Consider the following 23,765-nt stretch of genomic DNA (forward strand, 5'->3'; position numbering starts at 1 on the left):
ACTGCTCCATGGTCGGGACGAAGAGCTGGCGTGCAATCGAACTAAGAGCTGAACAACCGCCTTGACACACCAATTCCCCATGTGAGCAATCCAGACTGTCACTGCGGCGGGATTCTGGATTGCTTCGCTGCGCTCGCAATGACGGAGCAACGCGCAGCGTCCTACTGCACCAGATCGGCGACCGTGGTGGCGGCCTTCAGGCCGGTGCCGGTGAGGACGGCTACCGTGGTCTCGTTCGCCTTGATGGCGCCGGTGGCGGAGAGTTTCTCCAGCGCGGCGGCCGCGCTGGCGCTGGTGGGTTCGGCGAACAGGCCCTGCCGCGCCAGACGGCGCAGGGCGGCGACGATCTCGTCCTCGGTGAGCGCAACCGTGCCGCCGCCGCTTTCGCGCAAGGCCGCAATGATCTCGCGCAGCCGCAGCGGATGCTTGATCGCTGTGCCTTCGGCGATGGTCTTGTTGACCTCGCGCGCGACAGGAATATCGACGCCGGCCTTGAAGCTGGCATCGATCGGCGAACAATTCAGCGGCTGAGCCGCGAACAGGCGCGGCAGTTTTGCAATCTGCCCCGCCTTCAACAACTCGCGGAAGCCGAAGGCGCAACCGAGCAGGCTGCTGCCGGCACCGACGGGAACGATGACGTTGTCGGGCGCGACAAAACCAAGGTCTTCCCAGATTTCATAGGCGAGCGATTTTGTGCCCTCAAGGAAGAAGGGCTGCCAGTTGTGGCTGGCATAGAAGGTCTGGCCCGACTGCCGGATCGCTTCGGCCTCCGACTCCTCGCGGGGGCCCTCGACGAGCTGCACCTCGGCGCCGTAGGCGCGCACCTGTGCGATCTTGGCCGGCGAGGTCGAGGCCGGCGCCAGGATCTTCACGCGCATGCCGCCGGCCGCACCGAGACCTGCCATCGATGAGCCGCCATTGCCCGAACTATCCTCCAGAATGGCGTCGACTCCGATCTGCCGCAGGAACGACAGCATCACCGCCGAACCCCGGTCCTTGAAGCTGCCGGTCGGATTGAACCATTCGAGTTTGAAGAACGGCCGCAGATCGCCCCAATCCTGCTGCACCAGCGGCGTGCAACCCGTGCCGAGCGAAATCGGATGCTTGATCTCCACCGGCAGCGCCGCGCGGTAGCGCCAGAGCGAACGCGTGCGGCTGTCGATGTCCGCGCGCGAGATGCCCGCCCCCGGCGTCACCAGCAGCGGCGTGCGCTCATCCGAGCACCAGCGCGGCTCGTGAAGCGGATAGCGCTTTCCATTGCGGGGATCGATGTAGCTGGCGGTGGGCATGGCAGTCTCCAGGCGATAGGCGATCTCTACGATTTGTCCGATTATGTGGGTCTGGTCCAGCCCACGGCACCGCGGTGGGGCCGCCCTCTTGAAAACATGAAAAATAAAACTATTTCAAACCCTTAGGCTTATCGTGCAGATCGAACAGGAAGGTTCGGCCCTAGCGAAGGCGCGGCATGCAGGCGAGCCGGCCTGCCCGTCGATGACGGGAATTTGGCGATGATCACCCGCCCGGCGCGGCACGATTAACTTGTCTGTCGCAGCTGGCCGCTACAATATGTTGGATTGCGTCGCCGGGGCTCTGTTCCGGCAACGCCGCAGAGCCAGGCCCGTCCGAGCGGCGGGCCGTTGGCTTTTTGGGAGTTTGGCCATGAGCCGCGCGAACCGTACCGACCACATCCGCCTCACCTCGCACCCGGAGCCGGGCAAAAAGGCCGCCTTCCCGATTCACTGGGGTGCTGCCGATGCGCGCGCCCGCGGGCCGATCATCGGCACGGTGTCGCGCGCCGGGGATCGCAATGTGATCGGCAGCCATGGCGGCTCCTACGCGATGTACCGTGCGCTCGCCGTCTCCGCCGGTGCGCTCGATCCGATCCGGCGCCCAGATCTCACCAACACGTTTCCGGCCGCGACCATCGGACCGTTCGAGCAGTGGCGCGATCCCGCAAAAATCGTCGCGCTCGATCCCTGGGGTCATCTCGTCGCCGAGAATTTCGGCAAGGACATCGCCGAGGGCGTCGACATCCGCCCGAGCATCGCGGTGACGCGCGCGCGGCTCGACCTGCCCGAAATCCGCGAGGCGCTCGCGGCCAAGCGATTGCGCGCCGACGGCGAGGTCGTGCATGCCAATGGCAGCGTCTCGGTGGTGAAGATCGCGATCGATCCGGTCTGGTATCTGCCCGGCCTTGCGGAGCGCTTTGCGACCGGCGAGACCGAGCTGCGCCGCACGCTGTTCGAGCAGACCGCCGGCATGTTCCCCGAGCTCGTGACCCGGCCGGACCTGAAGGTGTTCCTGCCGCCGATCGGTGGCACCACGGTCTACATGTTCGGCGATGTGACAAAACTGCCGGACCACCGCACCAAGATCACCTGCCGCGTGCATGACGAGTGCAACGGCTCCGACGTGTTCGGCTCTGACATCTGCACCTGCCGGCCCTACCTCATCCACGGCATCGAGGAATCCGCACGCGGCGCGCAGGACGGCGGACTGGGGCTCGTCGTCTACAACCGCAAGGAAGGCCGCGCGCTCGGCGAGGTCACCAAATTCCTGGTCTATAACGCACGCAAGCGCCAGGAGGACGGCGACGCCGCCGCCGCTTATTTCGAGCGCACCGAATGCGTCGCCGGCGTCCAGGACGCGCGCTTCCAGCAATTGATGCCGGACACCATTCACTGGCTGGGCCTGAAGCGCATCGACCGCTTCCTGTCGATGAGCGACATGAAATACGACGCGCTGACCTCGCAAGGCATCGACATCGTCGAACGCGTGCCGATTCCGCCGGAGCTGATCCCGGCCGACGCCTATGTCGAGATCGCCGCGAAGAAGGCCGCCGGGTATTACTCCGCCGACGACGTGACTGAAAAGGACGTGAACGACATCGTTGGACGTTCGCTGGAGAAATACTGAACGCCATGGCGGACGCCACAGAACAACAGGCCCGCTCGCTGCTCAGCGCAGCGGCGGTGCGCGCGCGCGCCGGGCAAATGCTCGACATCGGCCTGCACGGCGGGCTCACGCATTTCACCATTGATCTCGATCGCATGGATGGCGTTGCGGACGCCGTGCTGGCTGTCACGCGAAAAGCCTACCCGACGCTAGAGATTCCCTTCCACGCGCGGTGGCGGCATTTTGTGCTCGGCAACGTCGATCGCTGGGCGCAGCTGGCGGACGCGGCGTCGTGGCAGAATCGCGCCGCGCGGGCGCGCGCGGAGTTCGACCTCGCCATCGTCAGCGTGCTGCTCGATGCCGGCGCGGGTGCGAGATGGCGCTATCGCGACGCCGTGACGGGTGAAAGCATCGGGCGGTCCGAGGGGCTTGCGATTGCCAGCCTCGACATGTTTGCCGGCGGACTCTTCTCAGCCGATACGCGCGCGCCGTTCAGGGTCGATGCCGGCGTGATCGAAACGCTGCCGCTTGCCGCGCTCAATTCGGCCTTCCAGGCGAGCGACGCCAATCCGCTGCTCGGCCTCGAGGGACGCACCGATCTGCTGCGGCGCCTCGGCAAGCAGGTTGCGGCGCGCGCCGATGTCTTCGGCATGCACGACACGCCACGACCGGGCGGCCTGTTCGATCATATCGCCGCGCAGGCAACGAACGGCGCCACCCCCGCGCTCGCGATCCTCTCCGCGGTGCTGAACCAGCTCGGGCCGATCTGGCCATCGAGGCTCGAGCTCGCAGGCGTCCCGCTCGGCGATTGCTGGCGTCATCCGGCGATCAAGGCGGATGAAACGACCGCAGGCCTCGTGCCGCTGCACAAGCTGTCGCAATGGCTGAGCTATTCGCTGATCGAGCCGCTCCAGCGCGCCGGATTTGAGGTCACCGACATCGACGGCCTGACCGGGCTCGCCGAATACCGCAATGGCGGTCTGTTCGTCGATCACGAAGTGCTGCGCCTGCGCGATGCCGAGGATGCCGGTCGTGCGCACGCGGTCGACTCTCTGCTGGTCGTGGAGTGGCGCGCTCTCACGGTCGCACTGCTGGATCGTGTGGCCGAATTGGTTCGCGCCAAGCTCGGCCGGACGCCGCAGTCGTTGCCGCTCGCCAGCATCCTGGAGGGCGGCACCTGGGCCGCCGGCCGGGCCATCGCCTTTGCGCGCCGACCCGACGGCTCGCCGCCGCTCAAGGTGATCAGCGACGGCACCGTGTTCTAAACCTTCTCCCCTCATCCGGCGCTTCGCGCCACCTTCTCCCACAGGGGGAGAAGGGAAAAGCAAGAGCAACCGATCATGGAAGGCGTCACGATCGTCGATCATCCGCTGGTGCAGCACAAGCTGACCCTGGTGCGGGACAAATCGATCTCGACAAAGTCGTTCCGCGAGCTGATCAAAGAGATCGGCATGCTGCTCTGCTACGAGGTGACGCGCGACCTGCCGCTCGCCGACACCGTGATCGACACACCGCTGGCGACGATGCACTCGGCCAAGATCGCCGGCAAGAAGCTGGTGTTCGTGCCGATGCTGCGCGCCGGCACGACCTTTGTCGACGGCATGATGGATCTGGTGCCGACCGCGCGCGTCGCCCATATCGGCCTCTACCGGGAGCCGCATAGCTTCGCGGCGGTCGAGTACTTCTTCAAATCGCCGTCCGATCTCAGCGAGCGCCTCGCGATCGTGGTGACGCCTGTGGTCGCGACCGCCAACACGGCCGTCGCTGCGGTCGACCGGCTCAAGGAGCGCGGCGCCAAGGACATTCGCCTCGCCTGCCTGATCGCGGCGCCGGAAGGATTAGAGCGCTTGCGCGGCTTGCATCCGGACGTGCATATCTGGACTGCCGCGGTGGATGAAGGCCTCGACGAGAACGGCTTCATCGTGCCGGGCCTCGGCGATGCCGGCGACCGCGCTTACGGGACGCGATAAGCGGCAAGCTCAGATCTTCCCGCTGCCGCAAATGCCTTTCAGCGCCTGCCATTCCTTGTCGGTCAGCAGCGGCGGGCCGCTGGCGGGATGGTCTTCCTTTGTCATGCGCGCAAGGCGATCCTCGGTGAGCGGATGGCTCGCCAAAATGGTGAAGCCTGATCCGCCCTCCTTGCCGGTGATGCGGAACATCAACTCGGCCGCGGGCTTCGGCGAGCGGCCGAGCTTGTGCATGATGTCGATCGCGAAGGTGTCGGCATTGGTCTCGGCCTCGCGCGAATAGGAGGCTTCGACCAGGCTGCGCGAGGCGAAGATCACGGCGGACGAGCCGGTGACGTCGCCGAACAACAAGCCGATCAGGAACGAGGTGCCGCCGTTGTAGATCAGGCCGCGCATGTTGTCGTGATGCTTGAGATGGCCGAGCTCGTGGGCGAGGATGCCGGCGATCTCGTCGGGGCTCTCGGCCTTGTCGACCAGGGCGTTGAGCACGAAGACCTTGCCGCCCGGCAGCGCGAACGCATTCGGCACCGAGCTCGGCAGCACGCCGGCCGTCATGCTGTCGTCGTCAAGGCCTGCGGCGTCGCGCAGGCGATTGACCAGCTTGGAAAACGCCGCCTGCCCGGCCGGATCACTGCAGGATTCGCGACCGAAGATGGTTTTCACCTGGACCTCGGACGCATCGCCGATCCGCCGCTCGATCGGTTTCGGCACCAACGGCGCCAGACGATCCGCGGCGAGCGGCACGCCGAACAGCACGACGCAGACGATGGACACGGCAGCCGCAACCGACCAGCCGACGATTTTTGCAACACCACGGCGCGTGGTCTGGTGCTCGTCGAGCCGCAAACAGCGCGCGACGATCTCCGCCGCGAGAGCAATGTCGCGGATTTCGAGCCGCGCCAGCGGCGGCGCGGACGTCGAGGTCAGACGCAAGATGGCGGGCGGACTGTCGGCGCGGCGGATGTCGGCGTAGACCCAGCGAACCGGCGTTACGCCGGGTTCGAGGATATCGAGCGCATCACCAAGCGTCAGTGTCACCTGCCGCCTGCGGCTCGATACGCCATCGAAGAAAACCGTCGGTTTTGCCGACTGCGGCGGGGCCTCGGCGGACGCATCACTCACAGCTCAGAATCCCGCGACATCGAGACCATCGGCAAAGCCTTCGCCGAGCGCGCTGGCGAGCTCGCCGCTGCCGCGGACATCCGCCGCGGCTCCGATGTTATGCACCTCGACTGTCTCCAGCACTTTCACCCAGATATCGCGCTGGAGATACATGCGCATGACGACGTTCAAGGCAAGCGCCAGGGCAAAATAGCCGATGACCATCATGGATAGAAGCGGAATGCTCCGCCCGATTGCGTCAGGTCCGGCGATCGACACGCCGGCCGCAGCGACCAGTCCGGCAGCACCGGCAAGGTAAAACCCGAACAGGACGCTCAGCAGCAGCCACCAGCCGATCACCTTCGAGTAAAGGCCGTAGAACGCGTTGTGCGGCAGCGACGAGGACAGGCTGACGCCGCCGATGCGGATGCCGTCGAGCCACCAGCGCCATTCGCGCGCCTTGAACTCGGCATAGAGGAACGGTGCAGCCGGGAAGATGACAATTGCAAGCGGGGTCAAGAGCCACAGCCACCAGCCGCGCTTGAAGAACGCCCAGCCGTCGCCTTCGAAATCGCCTTGCAGATCGCCGAAATGGGTGTGCCGCATCTTGTAGCGCTCGAGTGAGGCCTCGCGCCACGGCAGCGCCAGGCCCAGCGTCAGGAACACCAGCAAGCCCCACAGCATCGCGCGGAACGAATAGGCCCAGCCTGAACCGTCCATCCAGAACCGCACACCGCGCCAGACCGTGCGGGTCAAACGATAACGTCGTGCGCGAAAAATCGCGAACTGGCCGAAGGCATAGAATGAGATGAACAGCGGCGTCGAGGCAAAACCCTGCCAGCGCTCGAACTCGATACCGACGAGGAAATAGGCGAGATAGATCGGCACCAGGATCGCGAGCGCGAACAGGAAGCCGATCAAGAGCTCTTTGCCGCGGCCGGTATATTCGGCGGCGTCGCCGTCGATCGCGGTGTTCGACCATAAATGGCGGCGGATGTCGGTGACGAGCCAGAACCGGTAGAAGCCGAAGGTGACGAGCTCCAGCATGGCACCCTTGGTGACCATCTTGCGGAACCCGGTGCGATTGCCGCTGAAGTCGACCCGCGAGGGCGGCAGCGGCGGCGGGACCGGTTCGGAGGGGCCGATGGGCGTCCATTGCATGTCGTTCACGGCAGCAACCTCGGGATGCGGATCTGATCTGCTCAAACTATAGATCGGAGATTGGTCGATCCCCAAGACGAGCGGGTTCGATTTACCTCGGTTTCGAGCGATTTCTCGCACGATTCCGCTGGCTGAGGCGTGCGGGAGGTCACGTTCACACAAGAACGCGACGGCCGCCCGACGCTCTCGCGAAGGTTGGATGTGGCAAAACTCGCCCTTGCTCCGGCGCAGACAACGCGCTGTAATTGCAGCCAAATACCGCAGCGCAGAATTCAAGAAAATCGCGCGGTTCATGTCAGGGAGAGCGGTCATGCACGGGACCATCGAGAGCGCGACAAAACTCGACGCACTGCGCGAGCGCGCGTCGTCACTTCCGCTGGACCAATTCGATCCGGGCGATCCCGAATTGTTCAGGACCGATACGTTCTGGCCCTATTTCGACCGGCTGCGCCGCGAAGATCCGGTGCACTATTGCAAGGACTCGATGTTCGGCCCGTACTGGTCGGTGACGCGCTACAACGACATCATGGAGATCGAGACGAACCATTCGGTGTTCTCCTCGGCCTCCGCACTCGGCGGCATCACCATTCGCGACATCGACCCCGACCTGCGCCGCGAGAGCTTCATCTCGATGGACCCGCCGCGCCATGCAGCGCAGCGCAAGACCGTGGCGCCGATGTTCACGCCGACACATCTGGACAATCTCGCGCTCAACATCCGCAAGCGCTCGGCCGAGTGCCTCGACAATCTGCCGCGCGGTGAGGTGTTCGACTGGGTCGACCAGGTCTCGATCGAGCTCACCACCCAGATGCTCGCGGTGCTGTTCGATTTCCCCTGGGGGGACCGCCGCAAGCTGACGCGCTGGTCGGATATTGCCACCACCATTCCCGGCCCCGACGGCCTGGTCGCGACCGAGGACGAACGTCAGGCTGAGCTCGCGGAATGCGCCGGCTATTTCGCGCGGCTCTGGAAGGAGCGCATCGAGCAGCCGCCGAAGAGCGACCTGCTCTCGATGATGGCGCATGGCGCCGCGACCCGCGACATGGACGCGCGGAACTTCCTCGGCAATCTCATTTTGTTGATCGTCGGCGGCAACGACACCACCCGCAACACCATGTCGGGCTCGCTTCTCGCGCTGAGCCAGCATCCCGAACAATATCGCAAGCTGCGCGAAAACCCCGCGCTGCTCGACAGCTTCGTGCCTGAGGTGATCCGCTGGCAGACGCCGCTTGCGCATATGCGCCGCACGGCGCTTGCCGATTTCGAGTTCCGCGGCAAGCAGATCAAGAAAGGTGACAAGGTCGTGATGTGGTACGTCTCGGGCAACCGCGACGAGGAGGCGATCGAGAAGCCCTACGAGTTCATCATCGACCGCGCCCGCCCGCGCACGCATCTCTCGTTCGGCTTCGGCATCCACCGCTGCGTCGGATTGCGGCTTGCCGAACTCCAGCTCAAGATTATCTGGGAGGAGATCCTGAAGCGATTCGACCATATCGACGTAGTCGGCGAGCCGAAGCGGGTGTATTCGAGCTTTGTGAAGGGTCTGGAAACATTGCCGGTCAAGATTGCGACGTGACGCGTGAGAAAACTCCCTCTCCCCGTTCTTACGGGGAGAGGGTTGGGGTGAGGGGCTCTATCCGCGAATACGGTGAGAGCCGAATCGCGGACAGTCCCCCTCACCCGGAATTCGAGCTTCGCTCGAATTCCGGCCTCTCCCCGCACGCGGGGAGAGGCAAAGGAAGAGTCAACTGGAGCGACCGCCCATGAACATTCAGGCCCCGGTCAAGGCCGACACGACCGAACGCATGCGGCGCGCGCGCGAGGAGGCCTATACGACGCCGCTGAAGAATTTTCATCCGGGCGCGCCGCGGCTGTTTCAGGACGACACGTTGTGGCCGTGGTTCGAGCGGCTCCGCAAGGAAGAGCCGGTGCATTACTGCACCAACGCGCCGATCGAGCCGTACTGGTCGGTGGTGAAATACAACGACATCATGCATGTCGACACCAATCACGGCCTGTTCTCGTCCGACTCGACGCTCGGCGGCATCGGGATCCGCGACGTGCCGGACGGCTACGACTGGCCGAGCTTCATCGCGATGGACCAGCCCAGGCATTCGTCGCAGCGCAAGACTGTGTCGCCGATGTTCACGCCGACGCATCTGGACGACCTCGCAAAGCTGATCCGCCAGCGTTCGCAGACCGTGCTCGACAATCTGCCGCGCAACGAGACCTTCAACTTCGTCGAGCGGGTCTCGATCGAGCTGACAACGCAGATGCTGGCGACCCTGTTCGACTTCCCCTGGGAGGAGCGGCGCAAGCTGACGCGCTGGTCGGATGTCGCGACCGCGCTGCCCAAGAGCGGCATCGTTTCATCCGCCGAAGAGCGCCGCCGCGAGATGGACGAGTGCTACGCCTACATGTCGAAGCTGTGGAACGAGCGCGTCAACTCGGCGCCGCGCAACGACTTGCTGTCGCTGATGGCCCACAACGACGCCACGCGCTTCATGGATCCCGACAACCTCATGGGCAACATCATCCTGCTCATCGTCGGCGGCAACGATACCACGCGCAACACCATGACCGGCTCGGTGCTGGCGCTGAACGAGAATCCCGAGCAATACGACAAGCTGCGCGCCGACCCGGCGCTGATCGACACCATGGTGCCCGAGGTGATCCGCTGGCAGACCCCGCTCGCGCATATGCGGCGCACCGCGCTTGCCGACACCGAGATCGGCGGCAAGCACATCAGGAAGGGCGACCGCGTCGTGATGTGGTACGTCTCCGGCAACCGCGACGAAGAGATGATCGAGCAGCCGAACGAGTTCATCATCGACCGCGCCCGGCCGCGCACCCATCTCTCCTTCGGCTTCGGCATCCACCGCTGCGTCGGCATGCGGCTCGCCGAACTGCAGCTGCGGATCGTCTGGGAGGAGATGCTGAAGCGGTTCGACCGCATCGAGGTGGTCGGCGAGCCGAAGCGGATCTATTCGAGCTTCATCAAGGGATATGAGTCGCTGCCGGTGAGGATTCCGGGGTAACGGCTGCATCCTCCGTCATTGCGAGGAGCTCTTGCGACGAAGCAGTCCAGACTGCCACCTCGGAGGGATTCCTGGATTGCTTCGCTACGCTCGCAATGACGAGATCTTGAGTACACCTGCGCGTCAAACGCGCAGCGCCCGAGCCCAGCTATAAAATTCCGGCATGACAGGTCGCGCCAGATGCGAAGGCAACACGGCGCCCGACTGGTCTACGACACCAGCGCATCTAACTCAATTTGATGTCCCACACGCCTTCCTTGCGGCAGGCGGCGACCTCATCGCGCAGCAGTGCGGTGACGGCCAGCGAGGCCGTGGAGGGCGAGCGGTCGATCGGAGAGGCGAAAATGAGCTCGCGTGACATCGGCTTGGAAACGGCAGCGGTTTCCAGACGTCCGTCCGCGACCTCGGCGTGGACCGACGATGGCGGCAGCAGAGCGAAGCCGAGCCCCTCCTCGACCAGGCTCGTCAGCACGCGGAACGAATCTGCTTCCAGCTGGACGTTGAGCTTGATCTTGCGCTGCGCGGCCGCTTGCTCGATCAGCGCACGGAGGCCGTGCGAATGACTGGGCAGCACCAGCCGCTGCCGCAGCAGCCAGCCGACGTCGACGTTCTTCTTGCGCGCAAGACCGCAGCCGCGCGGACCGACCGCGACGATGTTGTCGCGCCCGAGGCTCTGCACATTGAGATGCAGATCGGCGGAGCGGCCGTAGAGGATGGCAAGGTCCATCTCGCCGCGATGCAGCCATTCGACGATGTGGCCGCTGTAGCTTTCGACGATGCGCAGCGAAATGCCGGGGTATTTTTCGACACAGCGCCGCGCAAACCGCGCCGACAGCACGCAGCTCACGGTCGGAACCAGGCCGAGCACGACCTGGCCCGACGGCGGCCCCTTGGCCGACTGGATGTCGTCGCGAATCTGGTCGATCTGCCGCACGATGCCGGAGGTGCGCGCCAGCAGCAGGCGCCCGGCCTCGGTCAGCACCATGCCGCGGCCGTTGCGAGTGAACAGTTCCGTGCGCAGCTCGTGCTCCAGCAGCTTGATCTGCCGGCTCAGCGCCGGCTGTGCCACGCGCAACGTATCGGACGCTTTGCTCAGGCTGCCGAGCTCCGCCACACAACTGAAGGTCCTGAGCTGCCGGAAATCCATGCTTGCCAATCCTGGAAGGCTACTCCATACGCTATAGCAAATGAGCATAGGGGGATGGCGTTGTTTTCACAACGCCAGAGGATCGGCCGGCGTTATCTTAACTGCCGCACATTCGGGAAACGCCATGAGTGAAGAACACCACAGCGAAGATCATGCCGACATCCGCGAAGCCGTCACAAAGCTCTGCGCACAGTTTCCCGGTGAATACTGGCGCAAGCTCGATCGCGAGATGGCTTACCCCAAGGCATTCGTCGACGCGCTGACGCAGGCCGGTTACCTCTCGGTGCTGATCCCCGAGGAATATGGCGGTGCGGGCCTGAAGCTTTCGGCGGCGGCTGCCATCCTCGAAGAGATCCAGCGCGCGGGCTGCAATGGCGGCGGCTGCCATGCCCAGATGTACACGATGGGCACCGTGCTGCGGCACGGCAACGACGAGCAGAAGGCGAAGTATCTGCCGAAGATCGCGAGCGGCGAATTGCGCCTGCAAGCCTTCGGCGTCACCGAGCCGACCAGCGGCACCGACACTTCCTCGCTCAAGACCTTTGCGCGCAAGGAAGGCAACGATAGCTACATCGTCAACGGCCAGAAGATCTGGACCAGCCGTGCCGAGCATTCCGACCTGATGGTGCTGCTGGCCCGCACCACGCCGAAGGAGCAGACCAAGAAGCGCACCGATGGCCTCTCCGTGTTCATCGTCGACATGCGCGAGGCCAGGAGCAATGGTCTCGAGATCCGCCCGATCCGCACCATGATGAACCACGCCACCACCGAGGTGTTCTTTACCGACATGAAGGTGCCGGCGGAGAATCTGATCGGCGAGGAAGGCAAGGGCTTTCGCTACATCCTGTCCGGCATGAACGCCGAGCGCATTTTGATCGCGGCCGAATGCATCGGCGACGCCAAGTGGTTCATCGCCAAGGCCACCAACTACGCCAAGGAGCGCGCGGTGTTCGGCCGGCCGATCGGCCAGAACCAGGGCATCCAGTTCCCGATCGCCAAGGCCTATGCCGCGATGCGCGCGGCCGAGCTGATGGTGAAGGAAGCGACACGCAAATACGAAGCCGGGCTCGACTGCGGCGCGGAGGCCAACATGGCCAAGATGCTCGCCGCGGATGCGTCCTGGGAAGCGGCGAATGCCTGCATCCAGACGCATGGCGGCTTCGGCTTCGCGGAGGAATACGACGTCGAGCGCAAGTTCCGTGAAACGCGGCTGTATCAAGTCGCGCCGATCTCGACCAATCTCGTGCTGTCCTTTGTCGCCGAGCACGTGCTCGGCATGCCCCGCTCGTACTGAGGCAGCAATCATGGGAGCATTGGACGGGATCAGGGTGATTGCGGTCGAGCAGGCTGTGGCCGCACCGTTCTGCTCCTCGCGCCTGGCGGATGCCGGCGCCGAGGTTATCAAGATCGAGCGGCCCGAAGGCGATTTCGCCCGCGGCTATGACGCGGCGGCCAAGGGCCAGAGCAGCTATTTCGTCTGGCTCAACCGCGGCAAGCAATCGGCGGTGGTCGATCTCGCTACCACGGAGGGACGCGCCGAGCTGGAAAAGCTGATCGCGAGCGCCGACGTGCTGGTGCAGAACCTCAAGCCGGGCTCGATGGACAAGCTCGGCTTCTCCCGCGAGCGGCTGCTGCAGGACTATCCAAAGCTGATCTCCTGCACCATCACCGGTTACGGCGACGAGGGCCCCTACGCACACCGCAAGGCCTATGATCTCTTGATCCAGGCCGAGAGCGGCCTTGCCTCGATCACCGGCAATCCCGACGGCGCCTCGCGCGTCGGCATGTCGATCGTCGACGTCGCGACCGGCGCCACCGCGCATGCGGCGATCCTGGAGGCGCTGATCGCGCGCGGGCGCACCGGCAAGGGCTGTGACATCCGCATCTCCATGTTCGACGTGATGGCGGACTGGTGCACCGTGCCGCTGCTCAACGCCGAGGCCGGCAATCCGCCCAAGCGCATGGGCCTGCGTCATCCCTCGATCGCGCCCTATGGCGTGTTCACCTCGAAGGACGGCAAGGACATCCTGATCTCGATCCAAAGCGAGCGCGAGTGGAAGACGCTCTGTGCCGAGGTGCTGGACCAGCCCAACCTGCCAAACGATCCGCGCGTCGCCAACATGGTCGAGCGCGTGCGCAACCGCGATTTCACCGACAGGACGGTCGCGGATATCTTCGGCAAGATGACGCGCGACGAGCTGTTGAAGCGGCTGTCGGATGCCGACATCGCGTTTGCCGAGGTCAACACCATGAGCGACCTCACCAACCATCCGCATCTGCGCCGCATCGAGGTGGATACGCCGAACGGCCGCGTCAGCTATCCCGCGCCGGCGCCGATCATCGTCGGCGAGACCCGTGCTTACGGTGCGGTGCCGGCGATCGGCGAGAATCCGCAATCCAGAAAATAACAAGAGCGAGGCACCATGACCGGGAAGCTCGACATCGATCACTTGCGGCAATGGATCGGCCGCAGCGAAGAGGCGACCGACATCGTCACCGCGCAACTCGTCAGAGGCCTGCGCGCGACGCTGTTCCAGGAGATCGGCGAACCCAAAGCGGGCGATGCCGCACCGTTCACGGTGCATTGGTGCCTGGCGCAGCCGGTGTTTCCAATGTCGATGTTGGGGCCCGACGGCCACCCCACCCGCGGCGGCTTCCTGCCGCCGGTACCGCTGCCGCGCCGGATGTGGGCCGGCGGCGAGATCGAATTTCTGCAGCCCTTGCGCGTCGGCGATGAATCGACCCGGACCTCGCGCATTGCCGACGTGCAGGTGAAATCAGGCTCGACCGGCACATTGTGCTTCGTCGCGGTGGAGCACAGCATCTCCTCGCCACGCGGCGTTGCCATCCGCGAGCGGCAGGACATCGTCTATCGCGAGATGACGGGCATCGCGCCCGCAACAGCAAAGGCCCCGCCGCCGAATGCGCAGCACCGTGAGACCCATGTCTCCGATCCCGTGCTGCTGTTTCGCTATTCCGCGCTGACCTTCAACGGCCACCGCATCCATTACGACCGCGATTACGTCACCAGGGTCGAGGGCTATCCGGGCCTGATCTTCCACGGCCCGCTGCAGGCAGCGCTCATCATCGAGATGGCGGCAAAACTCCGCAGCGGCAGGCCGCCGAACAAGTTCACCTATCGCGGCCTGCAGCCGCTGTTCGAGGGCAGCGAGTTCTCCATCAACGCCAACGAGACCGCCGATGGCATGGAGCTGTGGACCGCGAACGCGGAAGGGCAGCCGACGATGAAGGGGACGGCGGTGTGGTAAACCACCGCTGCCTCCTCCTCGTCATTGCGAGCGCGCGAAGCAATCCAGAGTCTTTCCGCGGAGATAGTCTGGATTGCTTCGTCGCAAGGGCTTCCTCGCAATGACGGGTGGGGCCGGGAGCGTCGATAAACAACAGGGGACGGAAACCATGGCAAAGAACGGCAAGACCGGCAGCAAGTCCGTCACCGTCAAGCAGGCGACGCTCGACCTGCTGCGCTCGTTCGGCATCAAAAAAGTCTTCGGCAATCCCGGCTCGACCGAGCTGCCGTTCCTGAGCGACTGGCCCGACGACATCGACTACGTGCTGGCACTGCAGGAGGCCAGCGCGGTCGGCATGGCCGACGGCTATGCGCAGGCGACGCGCAATGCCGGCTTCGTCAATCTGCACTCCGCGGCCGGCGTCGGCAACGCGCTCGGCAATATCTACACCGCGCACCGCAACCAGACGCCGCTGGTGATCACCGCCGGCCAGCAGGCCCGCTCGATCCTGCCGTTGCAGGCGTTTCTTTACGCCGAGCGCGCCTCCGAATTTCCGCGGCCCTATGTGAAGTACAGCGTCGAGCCGGCGCGGCCCGAGGACGTGCCAGCCGCAATCGCGCGGGCCTATTACACGGCGATGCAGCCGCCCTGCGGGCCGACCTTCGTGTCGATCCCGATCGACGACTGGGCGCATGCGACAGCGCCGGTCGAGGCGCGCAAGGTCAGCCGCGAGATCGGGCCCGAGGCAGAGGCGATGAAGACGCTGGTTGCCGCGCTCGGTTCCGCAAGGCACCCTGCCCTCGTCGTCGGCCCCGGTGTCGACCGCGCCGGCGCTGTCGATCTGATGGTGCGCGTCGCCGAGAAGGCGAAGGCTAGCGTCTGGGTCAGCCCGTTCTCGGCGCGCTGCTCGTTCCCCGAGCGGCATGCGCAATTCGCGGGCTTTTTGCATGCCTCGCCGGCGCAACTCTCCGACGCGCTGCGCGAGCACGACGTCGTCGTCGTCATTGGCGCGCCCGTCTTCACTTTCCACGTCGAAGGTCATGCCGCGATTTTCGATGGCGGCGCGACGATCTTCCAGATCACGGATGATCCGGATGCTGCCGCTGTGACACCGGTCGGCACTAGCATCATCGCGACCATGAAGCCGGCGCTGAGCGCGTTGCTCGAGCTCTTGCTGGAGAGCAAGCGCGCCACGCCAAAGGGCCGCAAATTGCCGCCGGCGCCGCAGGCCGCCGATCCGCTGCCGGTCGATTTTCTGCTGCACTCGCTGTCGCAGGCGATGCCGGATGGCGCGTCACTTGTCGAGGAAGTGCCCTCGCACCGGCCGGCGATGCAGAAATTCCTGCCGATGCGCGGCCAGGACAGTTTTTACACCATGGCAAGCGGCGGCCTCGGCTATTCGCTGCCCGCCGCAGTCGGCATGGCGCTGGGCAAGCCAACCAGCCGCACGGTGTGCCTGATCGGCGACGGCTCGGCGATGTATTCGATCCAGGCGCTGTGGACCGCCGCGCAGCGAAAACTGCCGCTCACCATCGTCGTCATCAACAATTCCGGCTACGGCGCGATGCGATCGTTCAGCCAGGTGATGCAGGTGCGTAACGTGCCGGGCCTGGAGCTGCCGGGAATCGATTTCGTCCGGCTCGCCGAAGGCATGGGGTGCCATGCGGTGCGGGTGAGCAAGGCGGCGGAGCTCGGCGAGGCGCTCAAGCGCGGAATGGCGCACGATGGCACCAGCCTCGTGGAGGTGGTCGTGGATTCGGCGGTGCCGGTGCTGTATGGGCAGAAGCATTAGGCGCTACGCCGCCAGAAATCCCCCGTCCGCCGCCAGCACATGGCCAACCACGTAGGACGACGCATCCGACGATAGCCACACCACGGCCTCGGCCACCTCTTCCGGCGTGCCCATGCGCCGCAGCGGCAGGCCGGCGCCCACGGTTGCGACATCGCCGACGCCGGCGCTGAGCATCATGTCGGTGATGACACGTCCTGGCGCGACGGCGTTGATGCGGATGCCACGCGGGGCATTCTCCATCGCCGCCGAGCGCGTCAGCGAGATCGCGGCGGCCTTCGAGGCCGAGTAGAGCGAAAAGCCGGGATTGGGATTGCGCACGCCGCTGACCGAGGCGTTGACCACGATGCTGCCGCCGCCGTTCGCCAGCATCGCTGGCAGCTGGTGGCGCAGGCACAAAAACAGCGCGCGGACATTGGTGTCGAACACGCTGTCGTAGACGTCCATGCCCTGCTGTTCCAGCGGCGCACGGCGCTCCTGGAAGCCCGCATTGTTGAAGGCGACATCGAGACGGCCGCAGCGTTCATCGGCCGTGCGGACCAGGCGTTCGACCTCGTCGTCTCGCGTGATATCGGTCTTGATCGGGATGGCTTCCGCACCGAGCTCGCGGCAGGCGGCTGCGGCGGCCTCGATCTCGACCTCGCGCCGGCCTGCGACAACAACCGCCTTTGCACCCTCGGCCGCCATCCGCAGTGCGGTGGCGCGACCGATGCCGCTGCCGCCGCCCGTGACGAGGCAGACCTTGCCCCTCATCCGCTCACCGGTTGGCAAAGTTCCGCTCATGGCTCACTCCAAAAACGCTTGCCCGCGCCGTTGCGTGCGTATAGTTGTATGATACACCTATATGCCGAGAGTCAAGATGGCTGAACTCGCTCTGATCGACGACATCCGCGCTGCCTCGCGGTTGATGGTGCGCGAGCTCGGCTTCATGGATGCGACGGTGGCGGCCTCGGACTATCCGCCGTCGGCGGTGCACACGATTTTGGAGATCGGCATCCGCGGCCCGCTGACCTCGGGCGAGCTCGGCGATTTCCTGCGGCTGGAGAAATCCAGCGTCAGCCGCCTGGTGCGCAAACTGATCGATTGTGGCGAGCTCAGGGAGACGCCGGATGAGCTTGACGCACGCAGCAAGCTGTTGTCGCTGACCGCGAAGGGCCGGCGCACGCTGGACGCGCTGCATGCATTCGGCCGGCAGCAGGTGCGCGGCGCGCTGGCGGCGTTGACGGCCGCCGAGCAGCGTACGGTGCGCGAGGGGATGATGCTCTATGCGCGGGCGTTGCGGGAGAGTCGGGTGGGGGATGAGGTGGCGTAAGGTGCGTAGCCCGGAATCTCGAGATCCCGGGTTCGGTCCTACGGACCGCCCCGGGATGACCTAACGGTCACTTCCCGAACTCCTCCCGCATCTTGGCCTGGATCTTGGCCATGCCGCCGATCCAGCGATCGTAATTCTCGGACTTCTTGCGCATATAGCCGAGCACCTGGGGGTGCGGCAGGATCAGGAAGGTTTCCTGCTCGAGGCCGGCCAGCACGTCTTCGGCAACCTGCTCGGGCGTGAGGTCGCCGTCGCCGGATTGCGGGCCCTTCGGGATCGAGCGCAGCATGTTGGTGTCGACGCCCTGCGGGCAGAGGATCGAGACCTTGATATTGTCCGCCTTGTGCGAGATCGCGAGGTTTTCGGCAAAACCCACCGCGGCATGCTTGGTGGTGGAATAGGCGGGGCTGCCGACCTGCGACAGCAGGCCCGCGGCCGAGATGGTGTTGAGGAAATAGCCGCCGCCGCGCGTCTTCATGCGGGGAATGAGATGCCGCGCCGCATAGACATGCGCCATCACGTGGATCGCCCAGCTGCGCTGCCACGGCTCGTCCGAGGCGCCGCCGGCATTGGCCGACATCGGATCGAAGCCGCCGCCGATGCCGGCATTGGAGCAGAATAATTCGATCGGGCCGAACTGCCGCTCGGTTTCCTCGATGACGTGAGAAATGTCCTTTTCCTGCGCGACGTCGCATCTGAAGGCTGCGCCGTCCACCTTGGCGGCGACGGCGCGCGCGTTCGCAGCGTCCATGTCCGCGACCACGACCTTGGCCGCACCCGCCTTGTGAAAGGCCTCGCACAGCGCCTTGCCGATGCCGTTCGCGCCGCCCGTGACGACCACGACCTTGCCGGTCACCTGCATGCGACGTCCCCTCTTTTCTTGATTGGTCTTTATCCCGCTTCGCGGAACTTGCTCAGCTCAACACGAGGTCGAGCACCGCGGTATAATGGCACGCCGCGCCGGCCAAGACAAAGCCGTGCCAGATTGCGTTCTGGAAGCGCAGCCGCCGCCAGGCATGGAAGATCACGCCGAGGCTATAGAGAATGCCGCCCGCCAGCACAAAGCCCAGCGCCAGCGCGGGCAGCGCCCGGACCACGGGGCCGTAGAGCATCACGCCGCTCCAGCCCATGGCAAGATAGATACCGATGGCAGCACGGTCGAACCGGCCGGGATAGCGCAGCTTCAGCACGATGCCGACGATCGCGACACACCAGACGCAGACCAGCAGCGCCAGCGCGAACACGCTGTCCTTCACTTCAAGGATGAAAGGCGTGTAGGTCGCGGCGATCAGGAGGTAGATCGCGGAATGGTCAAACCGCCGCAGCAGCCATTTCACCGGCGACACCGGCCAGAGATTATAGCTCGCCGACAGCACCAGCATCGAGAGCAGGCCGGCGACATAAATCGAGACCCCGGCGATGTCGGCCGCATCGGCATAGACCGCCGCGAGCACGACGAGAACGGTCGCGGCGATAATGCCGGAGAGCACGCCGATGGCATGGATGACACCGTCGGCGATCAGTTCGGCGCGATCGTAGTGCCGGCCGACCGCATCGGCCGCGGCATGGACGGAATGGGAGGCGAGCTGCTTCAGCTGGAAGACGGTCATGGCAATCCGCAAAGGCTTAAGACAATGTCTTCTTCTATGGGTGTTTCGGGACGTGTTTCGGGATCTGCGCGTCGTTCAATCGGCTGATTTGCCGACAAAGGCGGTGGAAGTATGAAGCTTGATTTTCCTCACGCAATTGCCACTTTTGTGAACGGCCTCGCTGTTCCGCCCGCCCGGGATTAATCACGTTCATATGGCATTCAGCTTCCAGGATATGGTCGAAGAGGCGCGCCTGTCGGCCCGGGCGCTGATCGACTATGGCGAGCACTTCTTCAACCCGACGGTGCGGCTTGGCGTCACCGGCCTGTCACGGGCCGGCAAGACCGTATTCATCACCGCGCTGATCCACGGGCTGACGCGCGGCGGCCGGTTTCCGGTGTTCGAGGCCTATGCCTCGGGGCGGATTGCGCGGGCGCATCTGGCGCCGCAGCCGGACGACGCCGTGCCGCGTTTTTCCTATGAAAGCCATCTACGCGCACTGATCGAGGAACGGCGTTGGCCGAGCTCGACCGTCGATATCAGCGAGCTGCGTCTCGTCATCGACTATCAGCGCCCGAACGGCGCCGACCGCACCTTGACGCTCGACATCGTCGATTATCCCGGCGAATGGCTGCTCGATCTACCGCTGCTGCAGAAGAGTTTTGAGCAATGGTCGGCGGAAAGCCTGGCGCTGTCGCGCGAAGCGCCGCGCGCGCATCTGGCCGCGGACTGGCACGCCCATCTCGCAACGCTCAAGCCCGACGCGCGCGAAGACGAGCAGGCGACACTCACCGCCGCAAAGCTCTTCACCAATTATCTGCGCGCCTGCCGCGACGAACGGTTTGCGATGAGCCTGTTGCCGCCCGGCCGCTTCCTGATGCCAGGCAGTCTCGCCGACACGCCGGCGCTGACTTTTGCGCCGCTCGAGGTGCCCGTCGGTGGCCAGGCTCCGGAGGGATCGCTGTGGGCGATGATGGTGCGCCGCTACGAGGCCTACAAGGATGTCGTGGTGCGGCCGTTCTTCAGGGATCACTTTGCCCGGCTCGATCGCCAGATCGTGCTGGCCGATGCGCTTTCCGCATTCAACTCCGGCCCCGAGGCGCTGCACGATCTCGAAGCCGCGCTCGCCGGCATTCTCGACTGCTTCAACATCGGCCGCAGCACGCTCCTTTCCAGCCTGTTCCGGCCGCGCATCGACCGCATCCTGTTCGCGGCGACGAAAGCTGATCATCTGCATCATTCCAGCCACGACCGGCTCGAGGCCGTGCTGCGCCGCGCGGTGACACCGGCGCTGTCGCGTGCGGAAAATACCGGCGCGCAAATCGATGTGGTGGCGCTCGCCGCCGTCCGCGCCACCCGGGAAGCCCAGGTCACCCGTGGCCGCGACAAATTGCCCTCGATCCTGGGAACGCCGGCCGCAGGCGAAAGCGCCAATGGCGAGTTCTTTGACGGCACCACGGAAGTCGCGACCTTTCCGGGCGATCTGCCGCTCGATCCCGAGCCGCTCTTCAACGGCACCGATGCGTTCCGTGGACTGTCAACGGAAGCCGCCGAGAAAAGCGATTTCCGCTTCCTGCGCTTCCGTCCGCCAAAGCTCGAACGCGAAGGGACGGAAGAGCCCGCACTGCCTCACATCCGTCTCGACCGTGCCTTGCAGTTCCTGATCGGAGACAAGCTCGCATGAACGACCGATCCCAGCCGCGGCGGCCGGCGACGTTCCGGCTCGACGATCCCGGCGTCGTCGTGACCGAAGCCGACGAGACGAGCCGTATCGGTCGCGCCACCATCCAGATCACGCCGGAGCCCGATCCAGCGACATTGCCGGTGCCGATCGAAACGGCGCTTCCGGCGCGACGCGGCTTTCCCTGGGGCGCGCTGTTCTGGTCCGGCGTCGCCGGGTTGACGCTGCTCGGCACCGGGCTCGGCATCGTCCGCCTGATCGAGGATCTGTTTGCGCGCAGCGAGAGCCTCGGCTTCGTTGGCCTGGCGCTCGCCTTCGTTACCACGCTTGCGCTCGCGGTGGTGATCGGGCGCGAGGCGTTTGGCCTCGCACGGCTTGCGACGATCGAAAAGCTGCATCGGCGCGCCGCCGAGGTGCTCGCCAGCGACGATCGCAAGGAGAGCCGCGTTATCGTGCAGGATCTGATCGCGATTGCGCACCAGAACCCGCGCCTTGCCCGCGCCCGTGCCGCACTCGAAAGTCATTCCGGCGAGATCATCGACGGCGCCGACATGATCCGGCTCGCCGAGCGCGAGTTGATGTCGCCGCTGGATGCCGAGGCACGGCGGCTGGTGTCGTCGGCGGCGCAGCGGGTATCGATTGTCACCGCCGTTTCGCCGCGCGCGCTGTTCGACGTGCTCTTCGTGTTCGTGGCCTCGCTGCGCCTGATCCGCCAGCTCGCCCGGCTCTATGGTGGCCGGCCCGGCGCGCTCGGCATGATCCGCCTGCTCCGCCACGTCATCGCCCATCTCGCCATCACCGGCGGTCTCGCCGCGAGCGACAGCCTGGTGCAGCAGATGCTCGGGCACGGGATTGCAGCAAAACTGTCGCAGCGGCTCGGTGAAGGCATGCTCAACGGGCTGCTGACGGCGCGGCTGGGATTGGCTGCTATCGACGTTACAAGACCGCTGCCGTTCGCCGCCCTGCCGCCGCCGAAGCTGTCGGATCTCGCGACGGATCTGCTGCGAAGGAAAGAGGACGAGGCGTAGCTCGCAAGGCCAGCACGCGCCACTGGAACAGCGGCGAGTCCTTTGGCGGAGACAGCTCAGGCGTCCATCCGGAGAGCTTGTCGATTGTGTAGGTGTCGATCAGGACACCGCGCCAGCGGCGTTCGACCCGTCCCAACGTCTCGCGCCTCGCGGGGATCGACTCCCAGAGAGGCGAATGATCGTCGGGCTGGCGGCCGATATAGATCCCCGTCTGCCCCCGGATCCGGTCCATGCCGGGATCGCGAAAACCCTGAAAGCGGCCGCGCTCGTTGATTTCGACTACGGGGGCGCGGCCGCGGAACAGCCAGCGCATCATGGCATAGGTGCGGTAATCCGTGGTCGCGATCCAGGTCGCGCCGGTTTCATCCAGTGCGGCCTGTGCGCGCGCGGCGACCTGCTCGTAGCCGGCCTCGGCGCCGATCGGATCCATCTTGCCGATGAAATTCCAGGGCGCTGCGACGTAATAGAGGAATACGATCACGACGAAGGCGATCCCCGACACCAGCGCCGCCTTCGCCCAGAAGATGCTCGACCGGATCATCCACGCCGAACAGCCTTCTCTGGGCATCATCGCAAGATTCACCGCGGCGGCAGCGAAGCCGATCGGCCACATGAACATCGGCCAGGTGTCGCCGACCCTGAGCGTCAGCGACTTGAAGAAGAAATAGCCGAACGGCACCAGCACCGCGGTCGACAGCAGGATCGCAACCGGCTCGCGCCTGCGATAGCCGCGCCAGGCCGTCATCGCGAGGCCCAACAGCACCACGGGCAACAAGACGAAACCAACGAGGCCAAATTGCAGGCCGATATAATCGCCGATGGTGCGCAGCGAGATGCCGTAATTGGCGGTGGCGCGCACGCCCTGGAAACGGAACGAGGCCCAGTCGTGCTGCGCGTTCCAGATCAGCACCGGCGAGAACATTGCGATGGCGATCAGCACCGCGAGCCAGGGATAGGGGCTGCGCAGCCAGCGCCAGCGCCAATCCGGCACCAGCAGAAACGCGGCGACCGCAGGCGCGAACATGATCGCGGTGAATTTCGACAGCAGCGACAGGCCGGCGAACAGGCCGGCGGCGAGCCACCAGCGTCCATCCCCGCTCTGCGCCAGCCGCACCAGCGACCACGTCATCGCCACCGCAAACGGGATCATGACGACGTCGGGGGCGACCTTGGCCATCAGCAGTCCGTAATACAGCGCGGCCTCCGGCATCAGCACCGCAACCACGATCGCGCGCACATCATGGGTGAGGCGGCGCACGATGTCGGCGAGCAGGCACTGCGTCACCAGCATCGCAACGATCCCGCCGAAGCGGACCCCGAGCACGGTGTCGCCGAAGATCGCGGTGCCAAAGCGGATCAGCCAGGCGACGCCGGGCGGATGATCGAGGAAGCTCAGCGTCGCCTCCTTCGACCAGGTCCAGTAATAGGCCTCGTCGGTGCGCAGCTCGATCGCGGAGGCATAGACGATGCGCAGCACCGTCATCGCGGCGATCACCAGCGCGGCCATGACGAGCGGCCGGCGCGACGCGCCGTCGGGCTTCACGGTGATGTCGGGAGCGATCGTCACGGCCGCGCTTTTCCCTGAGTTGGGAGGGGGAGTCAACGTGGGGGGGGTGTTGCCGCCGATGTCCTGGCGAGAATCGTGGGGTGGGCAAAAGGCGCTCTGGCGCCGTGCCCACCATACCACCGTCACTCCCCGATGGTGGGCACGCTACGAGGCTGGGCAAGAATCTCGCGGTTACGCTGCGATGCTGAAGCGGAAGCGGATGATCGCTGGTTTTTGGCCTAATTTGGCTGAGAGGCCTCTGA

General features: G+C 65.2%; 20 protein-coding genes. 12 read left to right on the plus strand and 8 right to left on the minus strand.

The window, feature by feature from the left end; all coding sequences use genetic code 11:
* Positions 1 to 161: 161 nt before the first annotated feature.
* On the minus strand, positions 162 to 1,289 hold the full coding sequence (locus ABIC09_RS36570; protein ID WP_354035661.1) for a threonine synthase: 1,128 nt from the start codon (positions 1,287 to 1,289) through the stop codon (positions 162 to 164).
* Positions 1,290 to 1,659: 370 nt separating this feature from the next.
* On the opposite strand from ABIC09_RS36570, the gene ABIC09_RS36575 reads away from it, so the two are divergent.
* The 3 genes from ABIC09_RS36575 (at position 1,660) to upp (ending at position 4,865) form a co-directional block, all read left to right on the plus strand.
* Positions 1,660 to 2,916, plus strand: coding sequence for a GTP cyclohydrolase II (locus ABIC09_RS36575; RefSeq protein ID WP_354082286.1), 1,257 nt, complete (start codon positions 1,660 to 1,662; stop codon positions 2,914 to 2,916).
* 5 nt (positions 2,917 to 2,921) lie between these two features.
* Positions 2,922 to 4,160 (plus strand): URC4/urg3 family protein, encoded by a 1,239-nt coding sequence (locus ABIC09_RS36580; RefSeq protein WP_354112326.1) that lies wholly within the window; start codon positions 2,922 to 2,924, stop codon positions 4,158 to 4,160.
* A 75-nt stretch (positions 4,161 to 4,235) separates the two neighbouring features.
* Positions 4,236 to 4,865, plus strand: coding sequence for a uracil phosphoribosyltransferase (upp, locus tag ABIC09_RS36585; RefSeq protein WP_354082288.1), 630 nt, complete (start codon positions 4,236 to 4,238; stop codon positions 4,863 to 4,865).
* 9 nt (positions 4,866 to 4,874) lie between these two features.
* Here upp and ABIC09_RS36590 read toward each other — a convergent pair whose 3' ends face one another.
* Entirely contained in the window at positions 4,875 to 5,984 is a 1,110-nt protein-coding gene (locus ABIC09_RS36590) for a M48 family metallopeptidase (protein WP_354112327.1), read from the minus strand.
* Positions 5,985 to 5,987: 3 nt separating this feature from the next.
* Positions 5,988 to 7,124 (minus strand): YjgN family protein, encoded by a 1,137-nt coding sequence (locus ABIC09_RS36595; RefSeq protein WP_354112341.1) that lies wholly within the window; start codon positions 7,122 to 7,124, stop codon positions 5,988 to 5,990.
* 310 nt (positions 7,125 to 7,434) lie between these two features.
* Between ABIC09_RS36595 and ABIC09_RS36600 the strand changes: the two genes are divergently transcribed.
* A complete protein-coding gene (locus ABIC09_RS36600; protein WP_354112328.1) occupies positions 7,435 to 8,700 on the plus strand; it encodes a cytochrome P450 in 1,266 nt (421 codons plus the stop codon).
* 187 nt (positions 8,701 to 8,887) lie between these two features.
* The gene (locus ABIC09_RS36605) at positions 8,888 to 10,162 is read left to right on the plus strand and encodes a cytochrome P450 (RefSeq protein ID WP_354112329.1); all 1,275 of its coding nucleotides are present in this window, start codon (positions 8,888 to 8,890) and stop codon (positions 10,160 to 10,162) included.
* A 226-nt stretch (positions 10,163 to 10,388) separates the two neighbouring features.
* Here the strand turns inward: ABIC09_RS36605 and ABIC09_RS36610 are convergent, their stop codons facing one another.
* On the minus strand, positions 10,389 to 11,309 hold the full coding sequence (locus tag ABIC09_RS36610; RefSeq protein ID WP_354112330.1) for a LysR substrate-binding domain-containing protein: 921 nt from the start codon (positions 11,307 to 11,309) through the stop codon (positions 10,389 to 10,391).
* A 124-nt stretch (positions 11,310 to 11,433) separates the two neighbouring features.
* On the opposite strand from ABIC09_RS36610, the gene ABIC09_RS36615 reads away from it, so the two are divergent.
* From ABIC09_RS36615 to mdlC, 4 genes are all read left to right on the plus strand, one after another.
* Positions 11,434 to 12,603: an acyl-CoA dehydrogenase family protein gene (locus ABIC09_RS36615; RefSeq protein WP_354112331.1), complete on the plus strand. Its 1,170-nt coding sequence runs from the start codon at positions 11,434 to 11,436 to the stop codon at positions 12,601 to 12,603.
* 10 nt (positions 12,604 to 12,613) lie between these two features.
* On the plus strand, positions 12,614 to 13,717 hold the full coding sequence (locus ABIC09_RS36620) for a CaiB/BaiF CoA transferase family protein (RefSeq protein ID WP_354112332.1): 1,104 nt from the start codon (positions 12,614 to 12,616) through the stop codon (positions 13,715 to 13,717).
* Positions 13,718 to 13,732: 15 nt separating this feature from the next.
* Positions 13,733 to 14,578, plus strand: a complete 846-nt coding sequence (locus tag ABIC09_RS36625; protein WP_354112333.1) for an HTD2 family dehydratase — start codon at positions 13,733 to 13,735, stop codon at positions 14,576 to 14,578.
* Positions 14,579 to 14,726: 148 nt separating this feature from the next.
* Positions 14,727 to 16,349, plus strand: coding sequence for a benzoylformate decarboxylase (gene mdlC / locus ABIC09_RS36630; protein ID WP_354112334.1), 1,623 nt, complete (start codon positions 14,727 to 14,729; stop codon positions 16,347 to 16,349).
* Between the two features lie 3 nt (positions 16,350 to 16,352).
* Here mdlC and ABIC09_RS36635 read toward each other — a convergent pair whose 3' ends face one another.
* A complete protein-coding gene (locus ABIC09_RS36635; RefSeq protein WP_354112335.1) occupies positions 16,353 to 17,129 on the minus strand; it encodes an SDR family NAD(P)-dependent oxidoreductase in 777 nt (258 codons plus the stop codon).
* A 76-nt stretch (positions 17,130 to 17,205) separates the two neighbouring features.
* On the opposite strand from ABIC09_RS36635, the gene ABIC09_RS36640 reads away from it, so the two are divergent.
* Positions 17,206 to 17,658 carry a MarR family winged helix-turn-helix transcriptional regulator gene (locus ABIC09_RS36640; protein WP_354112336.1) on the plus strand — a complete coding sequence of 151 codons (453 nt, stop codon included), beginning with the start codon at positions 17,206 to 17,208 and terminating at the stop codon, positions 17,656 to 17,658.
* Between the two features lie 67 nt (positions 17,659 to 17,725).
* Here the strand turns inward: ABIC09_RS36640 and ABIC09_RS36645 are convergent, their stop codons facing one another.
* Positions 17,726 to 18,520 carry an SDR family oxidoreductase gene (locus tag ABIC09_RS36645; protein WP_354112337.1) on the minus strand — a complete coding sequence of 265 codons (795 nt, stop codon included), beginning with the start codon at positions 18,518 to 18,520 and terminating at the stop codon, positions 17,726 to 17,728.
* Between the two features lie 52 nt (positions 18,521 to 18,572).
* Positions 18,573 to 19,268, minus strand: coding sequence for a PAQR family membrane homeostasis protein TrhA (trhA, locus tag ABIC09_RS36650; protein ID WP_354112338.1), 696 nt, complete (start codon positions 19,266 to 19,268; stop codon positions 18,573 to 18,575).
* A gap of 193 nt (positions 19,269 to 19,461) precedes the next feature.
* On the opposite strand from trhA, the gene ABIC09_RS36655 reads away from it, so the two are divergent.
* Positions 19,462 to 20,931 carry a YcjX family GTP-binding protein gene (locus ABIC09_RS36655; RefSeq protein WP_354112339.1) on the plus strand — a complete coding sequence of 490 codons (1,470 nt, stop codon included), beginning with the start codon at positions 19,462 to 19,464 and terminating at the stop codon, positions 20,929 to 20,931.
* On the plus strand, positions 20,928 to 21,956 hold the full coding sequence (locus ABIC09_RS36660; protein WP_354112340.1) for a YcjF family protein: 1,029 nt from the start codon (positions 20,928 to 20,930) through the stop codon (positions 21,954 to 21,956). Before ABIC09_RS36655 ends, ABIC09_RS36660 begins: the two co-directional genes overlap by 4 nt.
* Here the strand turns inward: ABIC09_RS36660 and ABIC09_RS36665 are convergent.
* Positions 21,865 to 23,463, minus strand: coding sequence for a glycosyltransferase family 39 protein (locus ABIC09_RS36665; RefSeq protein ID WP_246230407.1), 1,599 nt, complete (start codon positions 23,461 to 23,463; stop codon positions 21,865 to 21,867). The two genes, ABIC09_RS36660 and ABIC09_RS36665, sit on opposite strands and share 92 nt — an antisense overlap.
* Positions 23,464 to 23,765: the final 302 nt, after the last annotated feature.

This window comes from Bradyrhizobium sp. S3.12.5, from assembly GCF_040548225.1.
Lineage (GTDB): Bacteria > Pseudomonadota > Alphaproteobacteria > Rhizobiales > Xanthobacteraceae > Bradyrhizobium > Bradyrhizobium cytisi.